The 13,623-nt window shown below is 69.9% G+C and carries 14 protein-coding genes and 1 pseudogene; 11 read left to right on the top strand and 4 right to left on the bottom strand.

Annotated elements, in window-relative coordinates; genetic code table 11:
- Nucleotides 1-212: 212 nt before the first annotated feature.
- Entirely contained in the window at nt 213-2,420 is a 2,208-nt protein-coding gene (locus tag AC5R91_RS04500) for a WD40 repeat domain-containing serine/threonine protein kinase (protein ID WP_495395840.1), read from the top strand.
- A gap of 50 nt (nt 2,421-2,470) precedes the next feature.
- Complete coding sequence (locus tag AC5R91_RS04495) at nt 2,471-3,211, top strand: PaaI family thioesterase (protein ID WP_495395839.1); 741 nt, start codon at nt 2,471-2,473, stop codon at nt 3,209-3,211.
- Nucleotides 3,212-3,440: 229 nt separating this feature from the next.
- On the opposite strand, the gene AC5R91_RS04490 is transcribed toward AC5R91_RS04495, so the two are convergent.
- Nucleotides 3,441-4,913: a hypothetical protein gene (locus AC5R91_RS04490; RefSeq protein WP_495395838.1), complete on the bottom strand. Its 1,473-nt coding sequence runs from the start codon at nt 4,911-4,913 to the stop codon at nt 3,441-3,443.
- A gap of 280 nt (nt 4,914-5,193) precedes the next feature.
- Here AC5R91_RS04490 and AC5R91_RS04485 point away from each other — a divergent pair, with 280 nt between their 5' ends.
- Both AC5R91_RS04485 and AC5R91_RS04480 read left to right on the top strand, forming a co-directional pair.
- Nucleotides 5,194-5,358, top strand: coding sequence for a hypothetical protein (locus AC5R91_RS04485; RefSeq protein ID WP_495395836.1), 165 nt, complete (start codon nt 5,194-5,196; stop codon nt 5,356-5,358).
- Complete coding sequence (locus AC5R91_RS04480; RefSeq protein WP_495395835.1) at nt 5,355-5,594, top strand: hypothetical protein; 240 nt, start codon at nt 5,355-5,357, stop codon at nt 5,592-5,594. The genes AC5R91_RS04485 and AC5R91_RS04480 overlap by 4 nt, the downstream gene beginning before the upstream one ends.
- 243 nt (nt 5,595-5,837) lie before the next feature.
- On the opposite strand, the gene AC5R91_RS04475 is transcribed toward AC5R91_RS04480, so the two are convergent.
- Complete coding sequence (locus AC5R91_RS04475; protein WP_495395834.1) at nt 5,838-7,106, bottom strand: ATP-binding protein; 1,269 nt, start codon at nt 7,104-7,106, stop codon at nt 5,838-5,840.
- A gap of 208 nt (nt 7,107-7,314) precedes the next feature.
- Between AC5R91_RS04475 and AC5R91_RS04470 the strand changes: the two genes are divergently transcribed.
- The 4 genes from AC5R91_RS04470 to AC5R91_RS04455 all read left to right on the top strand — a co-directional run bounded on the left by AC5R91_RS04470 (nt 7,315) and on the right by AC5R91_RS04455 (nt 10,197).
- Nucleotides 7,315-7,785: a group II truncated hemoglobin gene (locus AC5R91_RS04470; RefSeq protein ID WP_495395833.1), complete on the top strand. Its 471-nt coding sequence runs from the start codon at nt 7,315-7,317 to the stop codon at nt 7,783-7,785.
- A gap of 145 nt (nt 7,786-7,930) precedes the next feature.
- Nucleotides 7,931-9,403, top strand: a complete 1,473-nt coding sequence (locus tag AC5R91_RS04465; protein WP_495395832.1) for a DUF2786 domain-containing protein — start codon at nt 7,931-7,933, stop codon at nt 9,401-9,403.
- 162 nt (nt 9,404-9,565) lie between these two features.
- Nucleotides 9,566-9,820: a hypothetical protein gene (locus tag AC5R91_RS04460; protein ID WP_495395830.1), complete on the top strand. Its 255-nt coding sequence runs from the start codon at nt 9,566-9,568 to the stop codon at nt 9,818-9,820.
- Entirely contained in the window at nt 9,817-10,197 is a 381-nt protein-coding gene (locus AC5R91_RS04455) for a PIN domain-containing protein (protein ID WP_495395829.1), read from the top strand. The genes AC5R91_RS04460 and AC5R91_RS04455 overlap by 4 nt, the downstream gene beginning before the upstream one ends.
- Nucleotides 10,198-10,355: 158 nt before the next feature.
- Here AC5R91_RS04455 and AC5R91_RS04450 read toward each other — a convergent pair whose 3' ends face one another.
- Nucleotides 10,356-11,108, bottom strand: a complete 753-nt coding sequence (locus AC5R91_RS04450; protein WP_495395828.1) for a GAF and ANTAR domain-containing protein — start codon at nt 11,106-11,108, stop codon at nt 10,356-10,358.
- A 264-nt stretch (nt 11,109-11,372) separates the two neighbouring features.
- Here AC5R91_RS04450 and AC5R91_RS04445 point away from each other — a divergent pair, with 264 nt between their 5' ends.
- The 3 genes from AC5R91_RS04445 to AC5R91_RS04435 all read left to right on the top strand — a co-directional run bounded on the left by AC5R91_RS04445 (nt 11,373) and on the right by AC5R91_RS04435 (nt 12,945).
- Nucleotides 11,373-11,606 (top strand): hypothetical protein, encoded by a 234-nt coding sequence (locus AC5R91_RS04445; protein WP_495395827.1) that lies wholly within the window; start codon nt 11,373-11,375, stop codon nt 11,604-11,606.
- 342 nt (nt 11,607-11,948) lie between these two features.
- Nucleotides 11,949-12,566 (top strand): HEAT repeat domain-containing protein, encoded by a 618-nt coding sequence (locus tag AC5R91_RS04440; protein ID WP_495395826.1) that lies wholly within the window; start codon nt 11,949-11,951, stop codon nt 12,564-12,566.
- Nucleotides 12,567-12,573: 7 nt separating this feature from the next.
- Nucleotides 12,574-12,945, top strand: coding sequence for a hypothetical protein (locus AC5R91_RS04435; RefSeq protein WP_495395825.1), 372 nt, complete (start codon nt 12,574-12,576; stop codon nt 12,943-12,945).
- A gap of 62 nt (nt 12,946-13,007) precedes the next feature.
- On the opposite strand, the pseudogene AC5R91_RS04430 reads toward AC5R91_RS04435, so the two are convergent.
- Nucleotides 13,008-13,223, bottom strand: a pseudogene (locus AC5R91_RS04430) (DUF2867 domain-containing protein); the annotation flags it as partial.
- Nucleotides 13,224-13,623 lie beyond the last annotated feature (400 nt).

Genomic DNA, 13,623 nt, shown 5'->3' with positions numbered 1-13,623 from the left:
CCCTTTGTTGACGGTTGTGCCAAGTGATGCGCCGACCAGCCCGTTGTCGCGGCCCGTCCTGGCGACGAGTGGTCCCGCTCCTGTCCGCGAAGGGGGACCTCGAGCCACTGTTGTGGATGCGGAGCAAGGCCATAGGATCACGCATCGTGCCGGGTGAGATGGACGGATCTGGGGTGGTTTTGGGGGAGGGTCCGCGAGGGGCGGGTCCCGGCGTGATCGTTGATCGGAAGCGGGTCGGCGCGGCCCTGCCGGGCTACGAGCTGGGCGACCAGCTCGGGGCGGGTGGCTTCGGGATCGTGCTGGCCGGATGGCATCGTCGCCTGCAGCGCGACGTCGCGATCAAGGTGCTCACCGCCGGTGGATACGACCGGGCGGCGGCCGACTTCGCCGCGGAGGCGCGGATTCTCGCCCGCCTCGACCATGCCCACATCGTCCGGGTGTACGACTACGTGGAGACCGGCGACCTGCGGCTGATCGTCATGGAGATGCTCGGCGGGGGCACGCTGACCAGCCGCCGGCCCGGGCTGAGCCAGCCGGGCGCGTGCGCCGTCGGTCTGGCGGTGGCCGGGGCCCTGTCCTGCGCGCACGCCGAGGGTGTGCTGCACCGGGACATCAAGCCGGACAACGTGCTGTTCGACCTCGCCGGGATGCCGAAGGTGGCGGACTTCGGCATCGCGAAGCTGGTGCGGGGCGGAGCGGGGAACGCGAGTGCGGTGATCGGGACCCCGCTGTTCATGGCCCCCGAGCAGCGGGCAGGGGGCCGGTTGGGGGCGGCCACGGATCTGTACGCGCTCGGCATGGTGTTGTACCTGCTGCTCGGCGGGGTGACGCCGGGCGAGCCGAACCCGTCCGCCGGCGCGGCGCGGGGCAAACGAGGCGCCCGCGACCTGCGGACGCCGGTCAAAGTGCCCGCGCCGGTGGCCGAGGTGGTCACGCGGGCGCTCGCCGAGAACCCGGCCGACCGTCCGCAGTCCGCGCGCGTGTTCGCGCTCGAACTCGCCCGGGCCGCCGTCAGCGCCTACGGCCCGGGATGGATCGCCCGCTCCGGTGTTCCGCTGCGGCTCGACGACGACGTCCGCATCGCCGCCGAGCAGCCGCCGGCGTCCGTCCACGCGGCGAACCCGCCGGCGTCGAGACCGCTGGCGTCAACGCCGCTGGCGTCAACGCCGCTGGCGTCAACGCCGCTGGCGTTAGCACCGCTGGCGTTAGCACCGCTGGTCTCGACACCGCCGGCCCTGACATCGGGCGGGAATCTCGACCGCCGCCGCCATCGCGCGCGGCAGGGTCGCCAGCCGGCCCTGCTGCCGCCCGTCGGACGCCGGGGTCGCCGGCGGCTCGTCGTCGTCGTCGCGGCGGCGCTGCTGCTGGCCGTCGCGGGCTCCGTCGTCACCGTGGTCACCGTCGTCGCCGGCCACGAGGAGGTGAACCGCGTCGCCGCGGATCCGCTCGGTTCGCCGTTGACCGGCCACACCGACTGGGTGACGTCGGTGGTGTTCTCCCCGGACGGGCGGTTCCTCGCCAGTGCCGGCAAGGACGGGACGGTCCGGCTGTGGGACGTCGTCGATCCCGCCCACGCACGCGCACTCGGCCCGCCCCTGCCCGGCCGCACCAGCGGCGCGGTGTCGCTGGCCTTCTCCCCGAACGGCCGCCTGCTGGCCAGCGGCAACTGGGACGCCACGATCCGGCTCTGGGACGTCTCCGACCCGACCCACCCGCGTCCGCCCACGACGGTGTCGCCCGCCGATGCCGGCCCGGTGAGCTCGGTGGCGTTCTTCCGGGACGGTCGCGTCCTCATCGAGAGCGACACCGACGGCGTCGTGCAGGTGTGGGACGTGGCCGACCCGGCCCATCCGCGGCTGGTCAGCCGGTTCCCGACGGGTCACACCGACAACAGCTGGGCGAGGCCGGTGCTCGCCCCGAACGGCACGGTCCTGGCCGGACCCGCCGGCGACAACGCGGTGGGCCTGTGGGACATGAGCGATCTGGCCCAACCCCGGATGTTCGGCCGGTCCCTGAGCGGCCACCGCGGATCGGTGTACGGGATGGCGTTCGCCACGGACCTGCGGACGCTGGCCACCGGCAGCAAGGACACCACCCTGCGCCTGTGGGACATCACCGACCCGGCCGCCCCGGCGCCGCTGGGCGGGGCACTGTCCGGTCACACCAGCACCGTGTGGTCGGTGGTGTTCTCGCCGGACGGCCACACGTTGGCAAGCGCCAGCTTCGATCAGACGGTGCGGCTGTGGGACGTGACCGACCGTTCGCGTCCCCGTCCGCTCGGACCGCCCCTGTCCGGCCACAGCGACTTCGTGCAGTCCGTCGCGTTCTCCCCGGACGGTCGCGTCCTCGCCAGCGGAAGCCGCGACCACACGATCCGGCTGTGGGCCGTCCCCGCCCGATCCCCGGGAGCCGGACACTGACGTCGCCCTCCGTCAATCCCCACCTCGACCGTGGGGCGACCCGCGAGACGATGCCGCTGCGTGCCGACATGCGCAACAGCTCGGGGGGAATCATGGCCGCGCCGCTGTGCGTGCTCGCGGTGGAGCCCTGGTGGCTCGACTACCAGGGCATCGCCGCGATGGTGGCACCGGTCACGATGACCTACTCGGTGCTGGACGCGGCCCGTGACGTGACCCGGCTCGAATGCCGCCGCGAGGTCCTCACCGTCGGGCGCCAGATGGGCTTCAGCCGATCCGTCGTCGTCGACGCCGATGATCCTGAGCGGCTGATCGCGATCACGACCGGGAGCGGATTCGATCTCGGCGTCGTTCCCGACGGGTTCGAACCCATCGACAATCCCGTGGACGAGTTCGACGACGACATGATTCTGCCCCCGCTTCACGAGGCTTTCGGCGGACGCCTCGACGTCGACGGCTCCGTCGTGATTTCCGAGCTCTCGCCCGCGCTGGGCGCGCCGACCCGGTCCCTGCACCAGGCTCCGATCAACGTCATCGCCGAGGCGGCCGCGATGGCGGGCCTGCAACGGACGACGGAGCAACGGACGACGGACACCGCCGCCTTCCAGGTCCGCCACTGGACGGTCCAGTTCCTCAAGCCCGGCTCGGTCGGCCCGTTCCGGGCCCGGGCGACCGTGCGACCGAGCCGCGACGGCGGGTGGTACGGCGTCGACGTCAACGTCGTCGACGAAGGACACGACGGCCGGCTCATCGCCACCGTCTCAGCCCTGTTCTCCCAACCCGTCAACCCGTGACCGACCGGGGCGCCGCCGACTACGACCACAAGCCGCCTGACCAACCCGAAAAGGGAAGGTGGTCAGCGCACTACCGATTGGGAACGGTTTTGTGTTGGTCGTCAAACGACGCTCAGTCGTCCTAGTCCCGAGCCTGGTGATGCCGTCGTTCGTGCTGGCCGGCCAAGTCGGAGCCCCTCCTCGCTCCGCCTGACCGGCTCGGATAACTCCAAGGTCGGCGGCGATGAGCTTAGGGACGTTCGACGATCTCGACGAGAATTCCGGTGCCATCGGCTCCGACGGCACCGGGCGAATTCTGCCCTGACCTGTGGCGGCGCCAAAGACGGGTGATGTCACGTGCCCGCCGGAAGGATCGGGCCAGTCGGTGTTCGCTCAGCATCGCATACATTTCCCGCTCGACACCGCGTCGCACGACGAAGGAACGGCCATCGGGTAGCGGCATGCTGTGGCTGGTGCCGTAGAATTCGAGTCCCGTCGCGAGGCGGAAGGTGGTCCTGGCACTCGTGAAATCGTTGAGGAGCCGGCCGTCACCGTCGTCGCCGAAAGGCAGTTGTCCGTCCGGCGGCGGTTCCGAGCGCATCCAGGTCGGTATGTAGCCGTCCGCCCCGGCAACGTCGCCGGCGAACAGCAGCGCAGAGGCCGCAGAGGTGCGTGTCAGCATCTGTAGCAGCCACTGTCGACGCTCCGCCGGAAGCACGGTGATCCCCGCCGATCCCGGTATCGTCCGCAGATTCTCCGGACGTTGCCGCAGGTTCTCAAGGCGCCGCGCGATCTCCTCCTCATCTGCCTCAGCGTCGAGCTCCTCCTGTAGCCGGTGGATCTCGGCGTCGAGGATGGTGGGGCGCCGCCGTTGGAATCGCACCGGATCAGGTTCCTGGGCGAGAACCTCGTCGAACTCTTCTGTCGGACCTGATCCGAGGTCTTCGTCGCCCGGTGGGTCGAACACGTGGCAGATGATCCCGTGCGGGTTCAGGTCGGTGGCCACCATCAGGCCTGGGGGTGTCCGTCCGCCGATCGTCAGTGTGGTGAGCTGCACGCATGCCTTCGCGAGCTGACGGGGGATGTGCCGCTGGCCGTCGTGCGTTCCCTTGCATTCAAGCAGGAACATCTTGGAGCTATATCGACCCTGCCGGATCTGGGTTCCGAGCAGTATGTAGTCCGGCCTGCTGGCTGATGGTCCGGCGGTCGCCACGGTGCGCCCGAGAATCGACCGATCGGCCAGCGCCACCTCTGCGTCCACCGACTGAAACTGGTAGAAGGGATATCTGGTCTGCAGCGCGGACCGCGCCGCGATCAGTGCGAATCCGATGCCAAGGTATTCCGACTGGGCGGCCTTGTGATGGTAGACCAGGCCACTGGCCTCGGGACTGAGCGCGAGCCGCCGACCCCCTCCATCTGCACCGCCCAGCGTCCTCAGCGCTCCGCAGTACCGGAGCTGAGCCCAGTGGCGCGCCATCTCCGCGAACGGGCCAGCCGGGTAGAACGTGGTCGCGACTCCGAGTTCTCGGAGAACATTGATCGGAGTGGTGGTCACCGAGGGACGCAGCCGTACCAAGCCCGGGTTCTTGCGGTAGCGGTATAGGGGTTTCTCTCTGGCCAGTGCCTCGGCTATACCGATGACCTTCTTCTTGACCGCTGGGTCGGAGCGCAATTCGATTGATCCGAGCTGATTCAGGTTATGCATCGCGGCGTTCAGATCCATGGCAGATCCTCAGGTCCGGCATCGGGGCGGCAGCGAGGGAGATCGTCAGGGGGAGCCGAGCGCGAGACCGAGAACCGTCGCCAGGCCACTTGCGATGAGGACCGTAGAGACTGCAAGGTGATGCGCCGTGGGGCGCCGCCAGAACCGGCTGCGCCTGGGTCTCCCGGGCCGGGATGCGCAGGGTGCGGGCGGCACCGTGGAACGGCGAGACCTCGTTCGGCGGCCACATCACCGCCCGCGCGGATGGGTCCGTGCCAGTGGGCAGTGGACGCGCCCCGACGTGGTCGCCGTCGAGGTGTGGAACTCGGATCTGCTGCCCGACGTCGACCTGTCGGTCTCCTCCTTCGAGATCAAGCGGGCCGCGGACGCCAACCGCCTGCGTCCCTCTACGAGGCGGCCGCCCACGGTCGCTCCGCGCACCGAAGCAACCTCGTCGTCGAGGTGACGTCGAACGCGGAGGAGCAGGACCCGTTGCGGGATGACGTGCTGCTGGAACTCATCCGCCTCAAGCTCGGGCTCTACACGATGTACAACCTCGGCGATGGAACCTTCCGCATCCAGATGGTCGGTCCTGCCCCGCGCAACACACCCGACCCCGGCGACCTACACGGCTTGTTGACCCACTTCTTCACCGAGGATGAGACGATGCGCACGATGTACAAGCAGGCGATCGGCCGCTGAGCGGACAGGCGTCAACCTACCTGGCCGATGACATGGTCGACGTTGCACGAAGGATCGACCGCGCGTTGCAGGGTATTCATGACCTGGCGGGAGTTGTCGTATGGGCCGGACCTATAGAACGGCTTGTCGTCCTTCCCGAAGGTGATCGACGACGGCTCCTTGAGAGGCGGGGCGTAGGAGCGTGGTCTTGGCCCGCCGCCCGGTGGCGATCGAGCATGCCGATTCGCCGGCAGGCGTCGGTGGCTATGGCGCCCAGATCCTGTCGACGGGCATGACATGCAGGCGGTCTTCGAAGGTGTACGAGTGTGCTCCCAGGTAGAGGGCCACACCGGCCACGAACGCATCGCCGGCTGCGTCACGCAGCTTGCGAAGTGGGGTGAGGTCGTCGCCCGGTACCCGCCCGGCCGCCTTGACCTCGAAGGCCACCACCATTCCATCGTCGCGTTCGACCACGAGGTCGACCTCGTCCCCGTCGCGGGTGCGCCAGTGGCCGACCCCGCCGACCCAGTCTGCCCAGGACGCCTGCTTGAGCAGCTCGGTCACGACGAACGTTTCGAGAAGGTGTCCGAACTCGGTCAGCGCGGTCGGGCTGCGCGCCGCGAGCTTCTGTGGGTTCAGGCGCATCAGCCGGGCCGCAACCCCGGAGTCCAGCACGTGGATTTTCGGCGATGCCGTGGACCGAGTGGTGAGCGTGGCGCCCCAGGCCGGCAGCCGGTACAGCAGGAACACTGCCTCGAGAAGCCGTACATAGCTCTGCGCGGTCTTCTCGTCGAGGCGGACGCTTGAGGCGGCTCGGGTGATGTTGAGTATCTGTGCGGTCTGGCTGGCCAGCCGTTCGAGTAGGGCCGGTAGCGAGGCGGCCTGGCGGATCTTGCTGAGATCCCGCACGTCGCGTTCGAGACTGAGGCTGACGTAGTCGTCGAACCAGCGGTTGCGCGACGCGAGGGAGGCTCGCGCGAGCACCGACGGGAACCCGCCCATGGTGACGCTGTCGATGTATTCCTCGCGGGTCGTCGCCGACGGTCGGGCCGCTGCCACAGCGGCGGCCGGATCGGCGAACAGGTCGTCGAGGAGATGCTCGTGAACCCCGCGAAGCTCACCCTGCGACAGTGGGTAGACGGGCAGCCGGTGCAGGCGACCGGTGAGCGCCTGAGCGGCGCGGGGCAGGGCCTCGTGCCGGGCGGAGCCGGTGAGTACGAAGCGCCCAGGCCTGCCGTCGCGGTTGAGTTCGGCCTTGATGGCGTCGAGGATGATCGGGACGTGCTGGTATTCGTCGATGCAGACCGGGTCGGCGCCCGCGACGAACATCCCGGGATCTCTGGCGGCCGCGTCGCGGACGGCCAGGTCGTCGAGATCGACCAGTTCTGCGCCGATGTCGGCGGCGAGGCTCCTGAGCAGGGTCGACTTCCCGACGGACCGAGGGCCCTGGAGGAGCACCACCGGCTCCTCTTCCAGCCGGCTCGCGACGATCGGTGCCAGTCGTCGCGGCACCAGTTCCTGCAGCCGCACCATGGCCGGCAGTCTAGCTGATCAACGGATTTGGAGCGCCGTCAACGCCGGATCTGGAGGGCCCTGAGTTACGGATTTGGAGGGCAGTGGCCTACGGATCTGGAGGGCTCCAGGCCGCGGGTCCGTCAGCCTGGATGAGGGGTCCGGGGCGGTGGCATGGCTGTGGGTGTCCAGGTGACGGCCACGCTGGCCGGCGTGGCATCCTCGGGCCATGCAGACCATCTACCGGGCCATGCTGAGCATCTACGAGGCCGCGGGCGGCGACGAGGGGCTGCTCCGGCTGGCGCAGGCGTGGCATCGGCGGGTGATGGCCGACGAGGTCGTCAGCCACGCGTTCAGCCGCGGGTTCCATCCGCGGCACTGCGAGCGGCTCGCCGCGTACTGGGCCGAGGCCCTCGGCGGACCCGCCGCGTACACCGACGCCTGCGGCGACGAGACGTCGGTCGTGCGGATGCACAGCGGCAACGGTCCGCACGAGGAGATGGACCGCCGGGCGATCGCCTGCTTCGACCAGGCGCTGGCGGACGTCAGGCCGCCCTTCGACGCACGCCTGCGCCGGGCTTTGCGCGACTACTTCGCGTGGGCCACCACGACACCTTTGTCGAAGTACCAGGAATCGGCCGAGGGTGTCCCGGCGGACCTGACAATTCCGCGATGGTCGTGGAGCGGCCTGCAGCAGTGAATGCACGCCCGCCATCTCGGCAAGCAGCCATTGTCGAGACCACCTGAATGCACGGCCGACCCTCCGCTGATCCGCGCTGGCCGCATGCGAGGGTGAGGGTGCTCGGAACCGACAGGCGGTTCCGAGCGGGAGAACATGCGAGGTGATGGTGGGCAGCCGGAATCGTGAACGACGCAAGGCCAAGCAGAAGGCCCGCGCGAGCCGCAGCCGCCCGCAGGCCGCCGGGACCGCGGCGGGGCCGTTCTACCAGGGGCGCAGCGACCGGGAGTTCCTGGCGGAGACGATCGACCGGCTGGTCGTGGCAGCGATGAAGGCCCAGGTTGCCCAGGACGGCACGGCGCTGGCGGCGTGCCTGGAGTCGCTCGTCGCCACGTCGGGCGGGCCGAGCGGACGTCGGGCCGTCCATCTATCCCTGGCCGGCTGGGCCGACCGCAGCGTCGAGGCCGCCTGGCAGCGCGGCTGGCAGCCGGTCGACGTGCACCGGATCGTGACCCGCCGGGCCGGCCCGCGCCAGGCGCGGCTCGCCGTCGACGCGATCGCCCTCGAGATGCGCCAGTATGCGGCCGCCACCGTCGACGAGCGGTGGAGGGCCCAGCTTCACGCCCTCGACGCCACCGTGTGGTGGGATCGCGACGACGCGTGGCTTGACGCCTGGGGTCACCGGGAGGGCCGGGACCGGGCGGAGGTCCTCGTCGACACGCTCGAACTGCTCAGCCTGCTGAACACCCTGCCCGAGATCGAAACCCTGTGCCCCCCGCCGGGCACCGCGCGACGCGACACCGCCGGCCATGGCCACGGCCGCGGCCAGGGGCAGGGGCGGGCCCGGGCGGCCCGGGGCAGCGAGACCTCCGGATCGGAGTCCGACCCGCGCGCCGAGTTGCGCACCGAATTGCGCACCGATCCGCGCACCGACTCGCGCATCCTCGACAAGGTCCGCGCGCTGCTGGCGAAGGCGGAGTCGACCGAGTTCACCGAGGAGGCCGAGGCGCTCACCGCCAAGGCCCAGGAGCTGATGGCCCGGCACAGCATCGACGAGGCGCTGCTCGCGGCGGCGGGAGAGGGATCTCGCGACACCCCGGCCGGCTGCCGGGTCGGCATCGACAGTCCCTACGAGGTGGCCAAGGCCAGCCTGCTCGACGCGGTCGCCGAGGCGAACCGGTGCCGTTCGGTGTGGTCGAAGAGCCTCGGGTTCGCGACGGTCATCGGTTTCCAGCCCGACCTTGACGCCGTGGAGCTGCTCTACACGTCGCTGCTGGTCCAGGCGACTACGGCGATGATGACGGCCGGGTCCCGGCAGGACCGCGCGGGACGATCCCGCACCCGGTCGTTCCGCCAGTCCTTCCTCGCTTCGTTCGCCGTCCGCATCGGCCAACGGCTGATGGCCGCGACCGAGCAGGTGAGCGAGCAGGCCGCGGCCGAGGCGGGTGACGGCCGCCTGCTGCCCGTGCTCGCCGCCCGCACAAACTCCGTCCGGGCAGCGACGGAGACGATGTTCCCGGAGATCGTCGCCCGGTCGGTGAGCGCGACCGACCGGGAGGGCTGGGCGTCCGGCCGGGCCGCCGCCGACCTCGCCTCCCTGCTCACCCGCGACGAGGTGACCGCCGATCCGCGCGGATAGCTCGACCGCGCCGGATCGGCGGCAGAAGTGTTCTCCTTGTTGCTCTTGGCGATCTACACGTGGCGGACAGCATTTGCTTCAAAGATGATCCAGATGGCTCCGACGCGGCGTACGCTGATCGAACACTGTCCGTCCACCGACATGACCGGAGGAAACATGGCCATGACCGACGCCGACATCCGGGTTCCCACCGAGGTACGTGACCGGCTCGCCCGCATCGCCTCTGCCGAGGGGATGTCCCTGCGGGCCTACCTCACCCGCCTTTCCGACGCCGCGATGACCCCGGGCGAGCGCGCCGAGCGGTCCGGGCGCACGCGGGAAATCCTGCGTGCCTGGAACGGCTACAACCCGACGGAGGCGGAGATCGCGGAGATCGACGCCAAGCTCGAACCGATGATTGACCGAGCCCGCCGGTGATCGCGCCGGCCCACATCGTGCTCGACCAGACGGCGATGATCGCCCTCGGCGGCGGCAACGTCGCTGCATCGCGTCTCGTCGACTGGGCCGATCGTGGTGACGATGTGTATCTGTACGCTCCGACATGCGCCTTGGTCGAGGCGGACCGGGCCCGTCGGGGCGTGGCCGAGCACATCGCTTCCCTGCCTGCGGTGATCGTGCTGGACCTCGACCTGCCCGCCGCCCTCGCCGTCGCCCGCGAGGAGAGCTGGGCCGCCGCCCACACCCGCTACGCGGCCACCCCGACTCCGGAGCGCATCAACGGCGCCGCGGTCGCGACCGCCACCCCGGAGCACTGGCAGGACCAACCGTTCGACCTCATCAATCTCGCCTGGTAAGCACGGTCGAGCCGGGTGTCCGCTCCCACCCGGCTCGGCCGGCCAGCGTCACCTGAACAGCGTCGCATTGTTGCGCGCGGCGACCGTCTGCTGTGAATGTCAGCAGGTCAACGTGACCGTCAGCAGGTCATGCTGAACGCATTCTCCCGCCGCGCGGATCAGCGCGGATCAGGGTGCGGTGTTGTCCTGCCCTCGGGGTCCTGCCGTGCGCGGGCGCGGCGCACCGCCTCGTCCACCAGCACCCGCGACAGCTGCGCAACCTTGAGGTGCTGGGACTGGCTCATCGTCCGCAGCCGCTCAAATGCCTCCTCGGGGCCGCTCCCCGTGCGGCTCATGATGATCCCCAGTGCCTGGTCGATGACAGCACGGCTTGTCAACGCCTCCTGCAACTGGGCGGCCAGTCGCTGCGACTGGGCCAGGACCTGGGCGTTGTGCACCGATACCGCCGCCGGCTGGGCAAAGAGCTCCCCGATCCGAATCGCCTTGGGCCCGAACGCATCCTTGGCATAGGCGTAGACGTTCATCGCTCCCACCACCCGACCGGGCAGCAGCAACGGCAGCGAGAGCACACTGTGCACCCCCATCCGCCCCACCCGTGGGCCGAACCGTGGCCAGCGCGTCTCCCCGCCCAGCGACCCCGACGACTGCGTGCGCCCCGACTGCACCGCCAGCAGGCACGGCCCCTCGCCCAACCGGTACTGGACGTCGTCCACCGCCTGCACGAAATCGGCGCTGGCCACCACCGTCTGGGCCTGGTTGTCCTCCAGCATCGTCAGGCCGGCGCCCTGTGCCCCCGGAATGGCCTGCACCGCGAACTCCGCGATCTGAATCAGCGTTTCGCGCACCGGCCGGAGCCCCGTCAACAGCCCCGACAGTCCCGTCAGGCTCGCCGCCAGATCGTCCTCGTCCACAGCAGCAGCCCCTCACAGGTCAGCGTCGCATCAACATCGCCGCGCCCCAAACCGTAGACCAGAAAGTCGCCCCCGCGCGGCGCCGGACGAGGCACCTTCGTCACCGAGCGCGAAGGTGATCAACGTCTCGGGTGGAAGAGGGGGCGTAACCTGAGGATGCTGAGAACCAGCCGACCCGGGTCGGGGACTGCCGCCCACGCCGCACCCCGCGAGCACCACTGCTCACCGCCGGGTGCCCCGGTGACCGCCACGCGGGAGCCACCCATGACCTCCGAAGCCGTGCCCACCTCAGCGCGGGCCCAACCGACAGCGGATCTCGGCAGCTACTACGGCACCTACCACGGCAAGAGCGCCTACGCCCGGGAGACCAGCGCCGGCAGCTGGCAGGTCAAGGTCCACGACCCGACCAACCGCCTGGCCGGCCACGACGGCTGGCTGTTGCTCGGCACCGGCTGGTCGACGCTGCCCGAGGCCTGCGCCGCCACCGGCCTGAGCTGAGCGCCGACGACCTTGAGGTAGGCGGCGCGGTCGATCAGGAGATCGATCTTCGTGCGCCGCGGAACCGCGCCACCGTCATCGCGCCCGCGCCGCCGCAGTTCGGCGCGCGACGTCGCGTAGGCCGTGAATGCGCGATCGACGAGGCCTGCCGAGAAGGCGCCGTCGACGAGGCGTGCGGCGTCCTGCCGCGTCCTGCGGCCACCGGCAATCCGGAGCTACGGTAGCTCGGTGGAACTACCGCCCATGGCTGGGAGAACCGATCCACCGGGCGCTCTTGGCCAAGCTTCTTCTCGCCTCACGCATTCCACCCTTGACGCCCGCACGCTCAGCGCGTTGAGCGCGTTGAGCGCAGCAGACCCGTCGACGCGGCTTCAGGCGACCCTGGCGGTGGGCACGAATCCCGATTCCGGCCTCCTCGAGGCGCTCGTGGAACGGTGCGCGGTCGAGCCGGACTTCTTCGTGCGCGACATGCTCACCTGGGCGTTGACCCGTCTCCCGGCGGAGATCACGGTGCCCAGACTCCGCACGGAGCTGCAGTCCGAGCGCACCCAGGCCCGAAGCCAGGCGTTGCACACGCTGTCCAAGATCGGGGATGGAAGCGCGTGGCCCTCGATCACGCGGTCGCTGCTGCACGACGCCGACGACGAGGTCGCGCGAAGCGCGTGGCGTGCCGCCGTCATCCTCGTGCCCGCCGCGGACAAGAAGGGGCTGGCCGCGGACCTGGCCGCACAACTCGGTCGCGGCGACCGGAAAGTGCACCTGAGTCTCAGCCGAGCCCTCGTCGCACTCGGAGACGTGATCGAGCCGGCCCTGCGGACGGCGATGGCGAGTGCCGACCCGACGGTGTGCGCGCATGCTCGCGCGACGAAGCTGCTCCTGCGCGACCCGGAGGCCGGTTTCGACGCAGCCATCGACGAGGCGAGACGGATCGTCGCGCTCGGCACGCAAGGGCCGACATGACCCGACCATGGCGAGTACGGAGGACCGGATGGCGAGCCTGACCGGACGGTGGCGGATCGTGGAGATGGACCTGTGGGATCAGGACGCCATCGACCTCGTCGAGCCCGGCTTCATCGAGTTCACCAAGGATGGTACCGGCCAGTTCGGGTTCATCGCCGTCCGCGGCTGGATGGACTGCCGTTCCACCAAGCGCGACGGTCGGCCCCTCGTCGAGTTCACCTGGATCGGCGACGACGACGGCGATGAGGCCAGTGGGCGTGGCTGGGCTGCCCTGGACGAGGACGGCACGCTCACCGGGCACCTGTTCTTCCACATGGGAAACGACTCCGGCTTCCGTGCGACACCGTTCACCGGAGCCGCCCCGCGGGACGGGCGCTGAGCGAGTACCAGTACTACGGGTTCCCTGCGGCCGACCGGCGGCGATCATCGGGAGAGGACCGATCATTCGGCCACCGCTTTCCCGGGGAACGGCGCGGAGACGAGCGACGGGATGATCAGGCGGTGAAACGGCTTCACCACCGCGAAGTAGGCGCGGCCAAGCGTGTCGTTCAGCTGCACCTCGGTGGTGAAGCTGCCGCGCGGAGCAAAGCCCTCGCGTGTCGCGAAGATCGCGTGGAAGGCCAGGTGCGGGTCGGTGTCCCCGCAGACGACACGGTCGGCCTCGTGAGCGAGTCGACGACGGCGATCGGCAGGCCCTTGACCGACGTCCGGCCGGACATGAAGGCGGTCTCGCCCATCTCACGCTCGAACCGGACCTCGTGCACCAAGCGGTCCCCGGGTAGGCGTCGCCGAGGAAGCTCACGCCCTGCGCCTTGGCGAAGTGACGTCCAAGGCGTCGATCATGAGGATCGGCGGTCGGTGCGGCAGCAGGTCGAGCAGGGCCGACGTGTCCAACGTGGTCAGCATGGTCAGATGTAGGACATCCTCACCGTGAATCGCTTCTGTCCGTCACCGTCGCCCGTGATCGCGCGCCCGACTACCGCGGCGCCGGTCACGCGGTCGGCGTCCCGGCGCAGTGGCCGAGTTCCTTCGACAGCGTGCGGGTCATGGTGTCTAT

This window comes from Frankia sp. BMG5.60, from assembly GCF_059428125.1.
The sequence above is the reverse complement of the archived record's forward strand: the minus strand, read 5'-3'. Positions and strand labels throughout refer to the sequence as shown.

Coding starts and splice junctions, on each gene's coding strand:
- AC5R91_RS04495 (WP_495395839.1), top strand. CDS start 2,471: ATGCCGCTGCGTGCCGACATGCGCAACAGCTCGGGGGGAATCATGGCC.
- AC5R91_RS04490 (WP_495395838.1), bottom strand. CDS start 4,913: ATGGATCTGAACGCCGCGATGCATAACCTGAATCAGCTCGGATCAATC.
- AC5R91_RS04475 (WP_495395834.1), bottom strand. CDS start 7,106: ATGGTGCGGCTGCAGGAACTGGTGCCGCGACGACTGGCACCGATCGTC.
- AC5R91_RS04470 (WP_495395833.1), top strand. CDS start 7,315: ATGCAGACCATCTACCGGGCCATGCTGAGCATCTACGAGGCCGCGGGC.
- AC5R91_RS04465 (WP_495395832.1), top strand. CDS start 7,931: ATGGTGGGCAGCCGGAATCGTGAACGACGCAAGGCCAAGCAGAAGGCC.
- AC5R91_RS04460 (WP_495395830.1), top strand. CDS start 9,566: ATGACCGACGCCGACATCCGGGTTCCCACCGAGGTACGTGACCGGCTC.
- AC5R91_RS04445 (WP_495395827.1), top strand. CDS start 11,373: ATGACCTCCGAAGCCGTGCCCACCTCAGCGCGGGCCCAACCGACAGCG.
- AC5R91_RS04435 (WP_495395825.1), top strand. CDS start 12,574: ATGGCGAGTACGGAGGACCGGATGGCGAGCCTGACCGGACGGTGGCGG.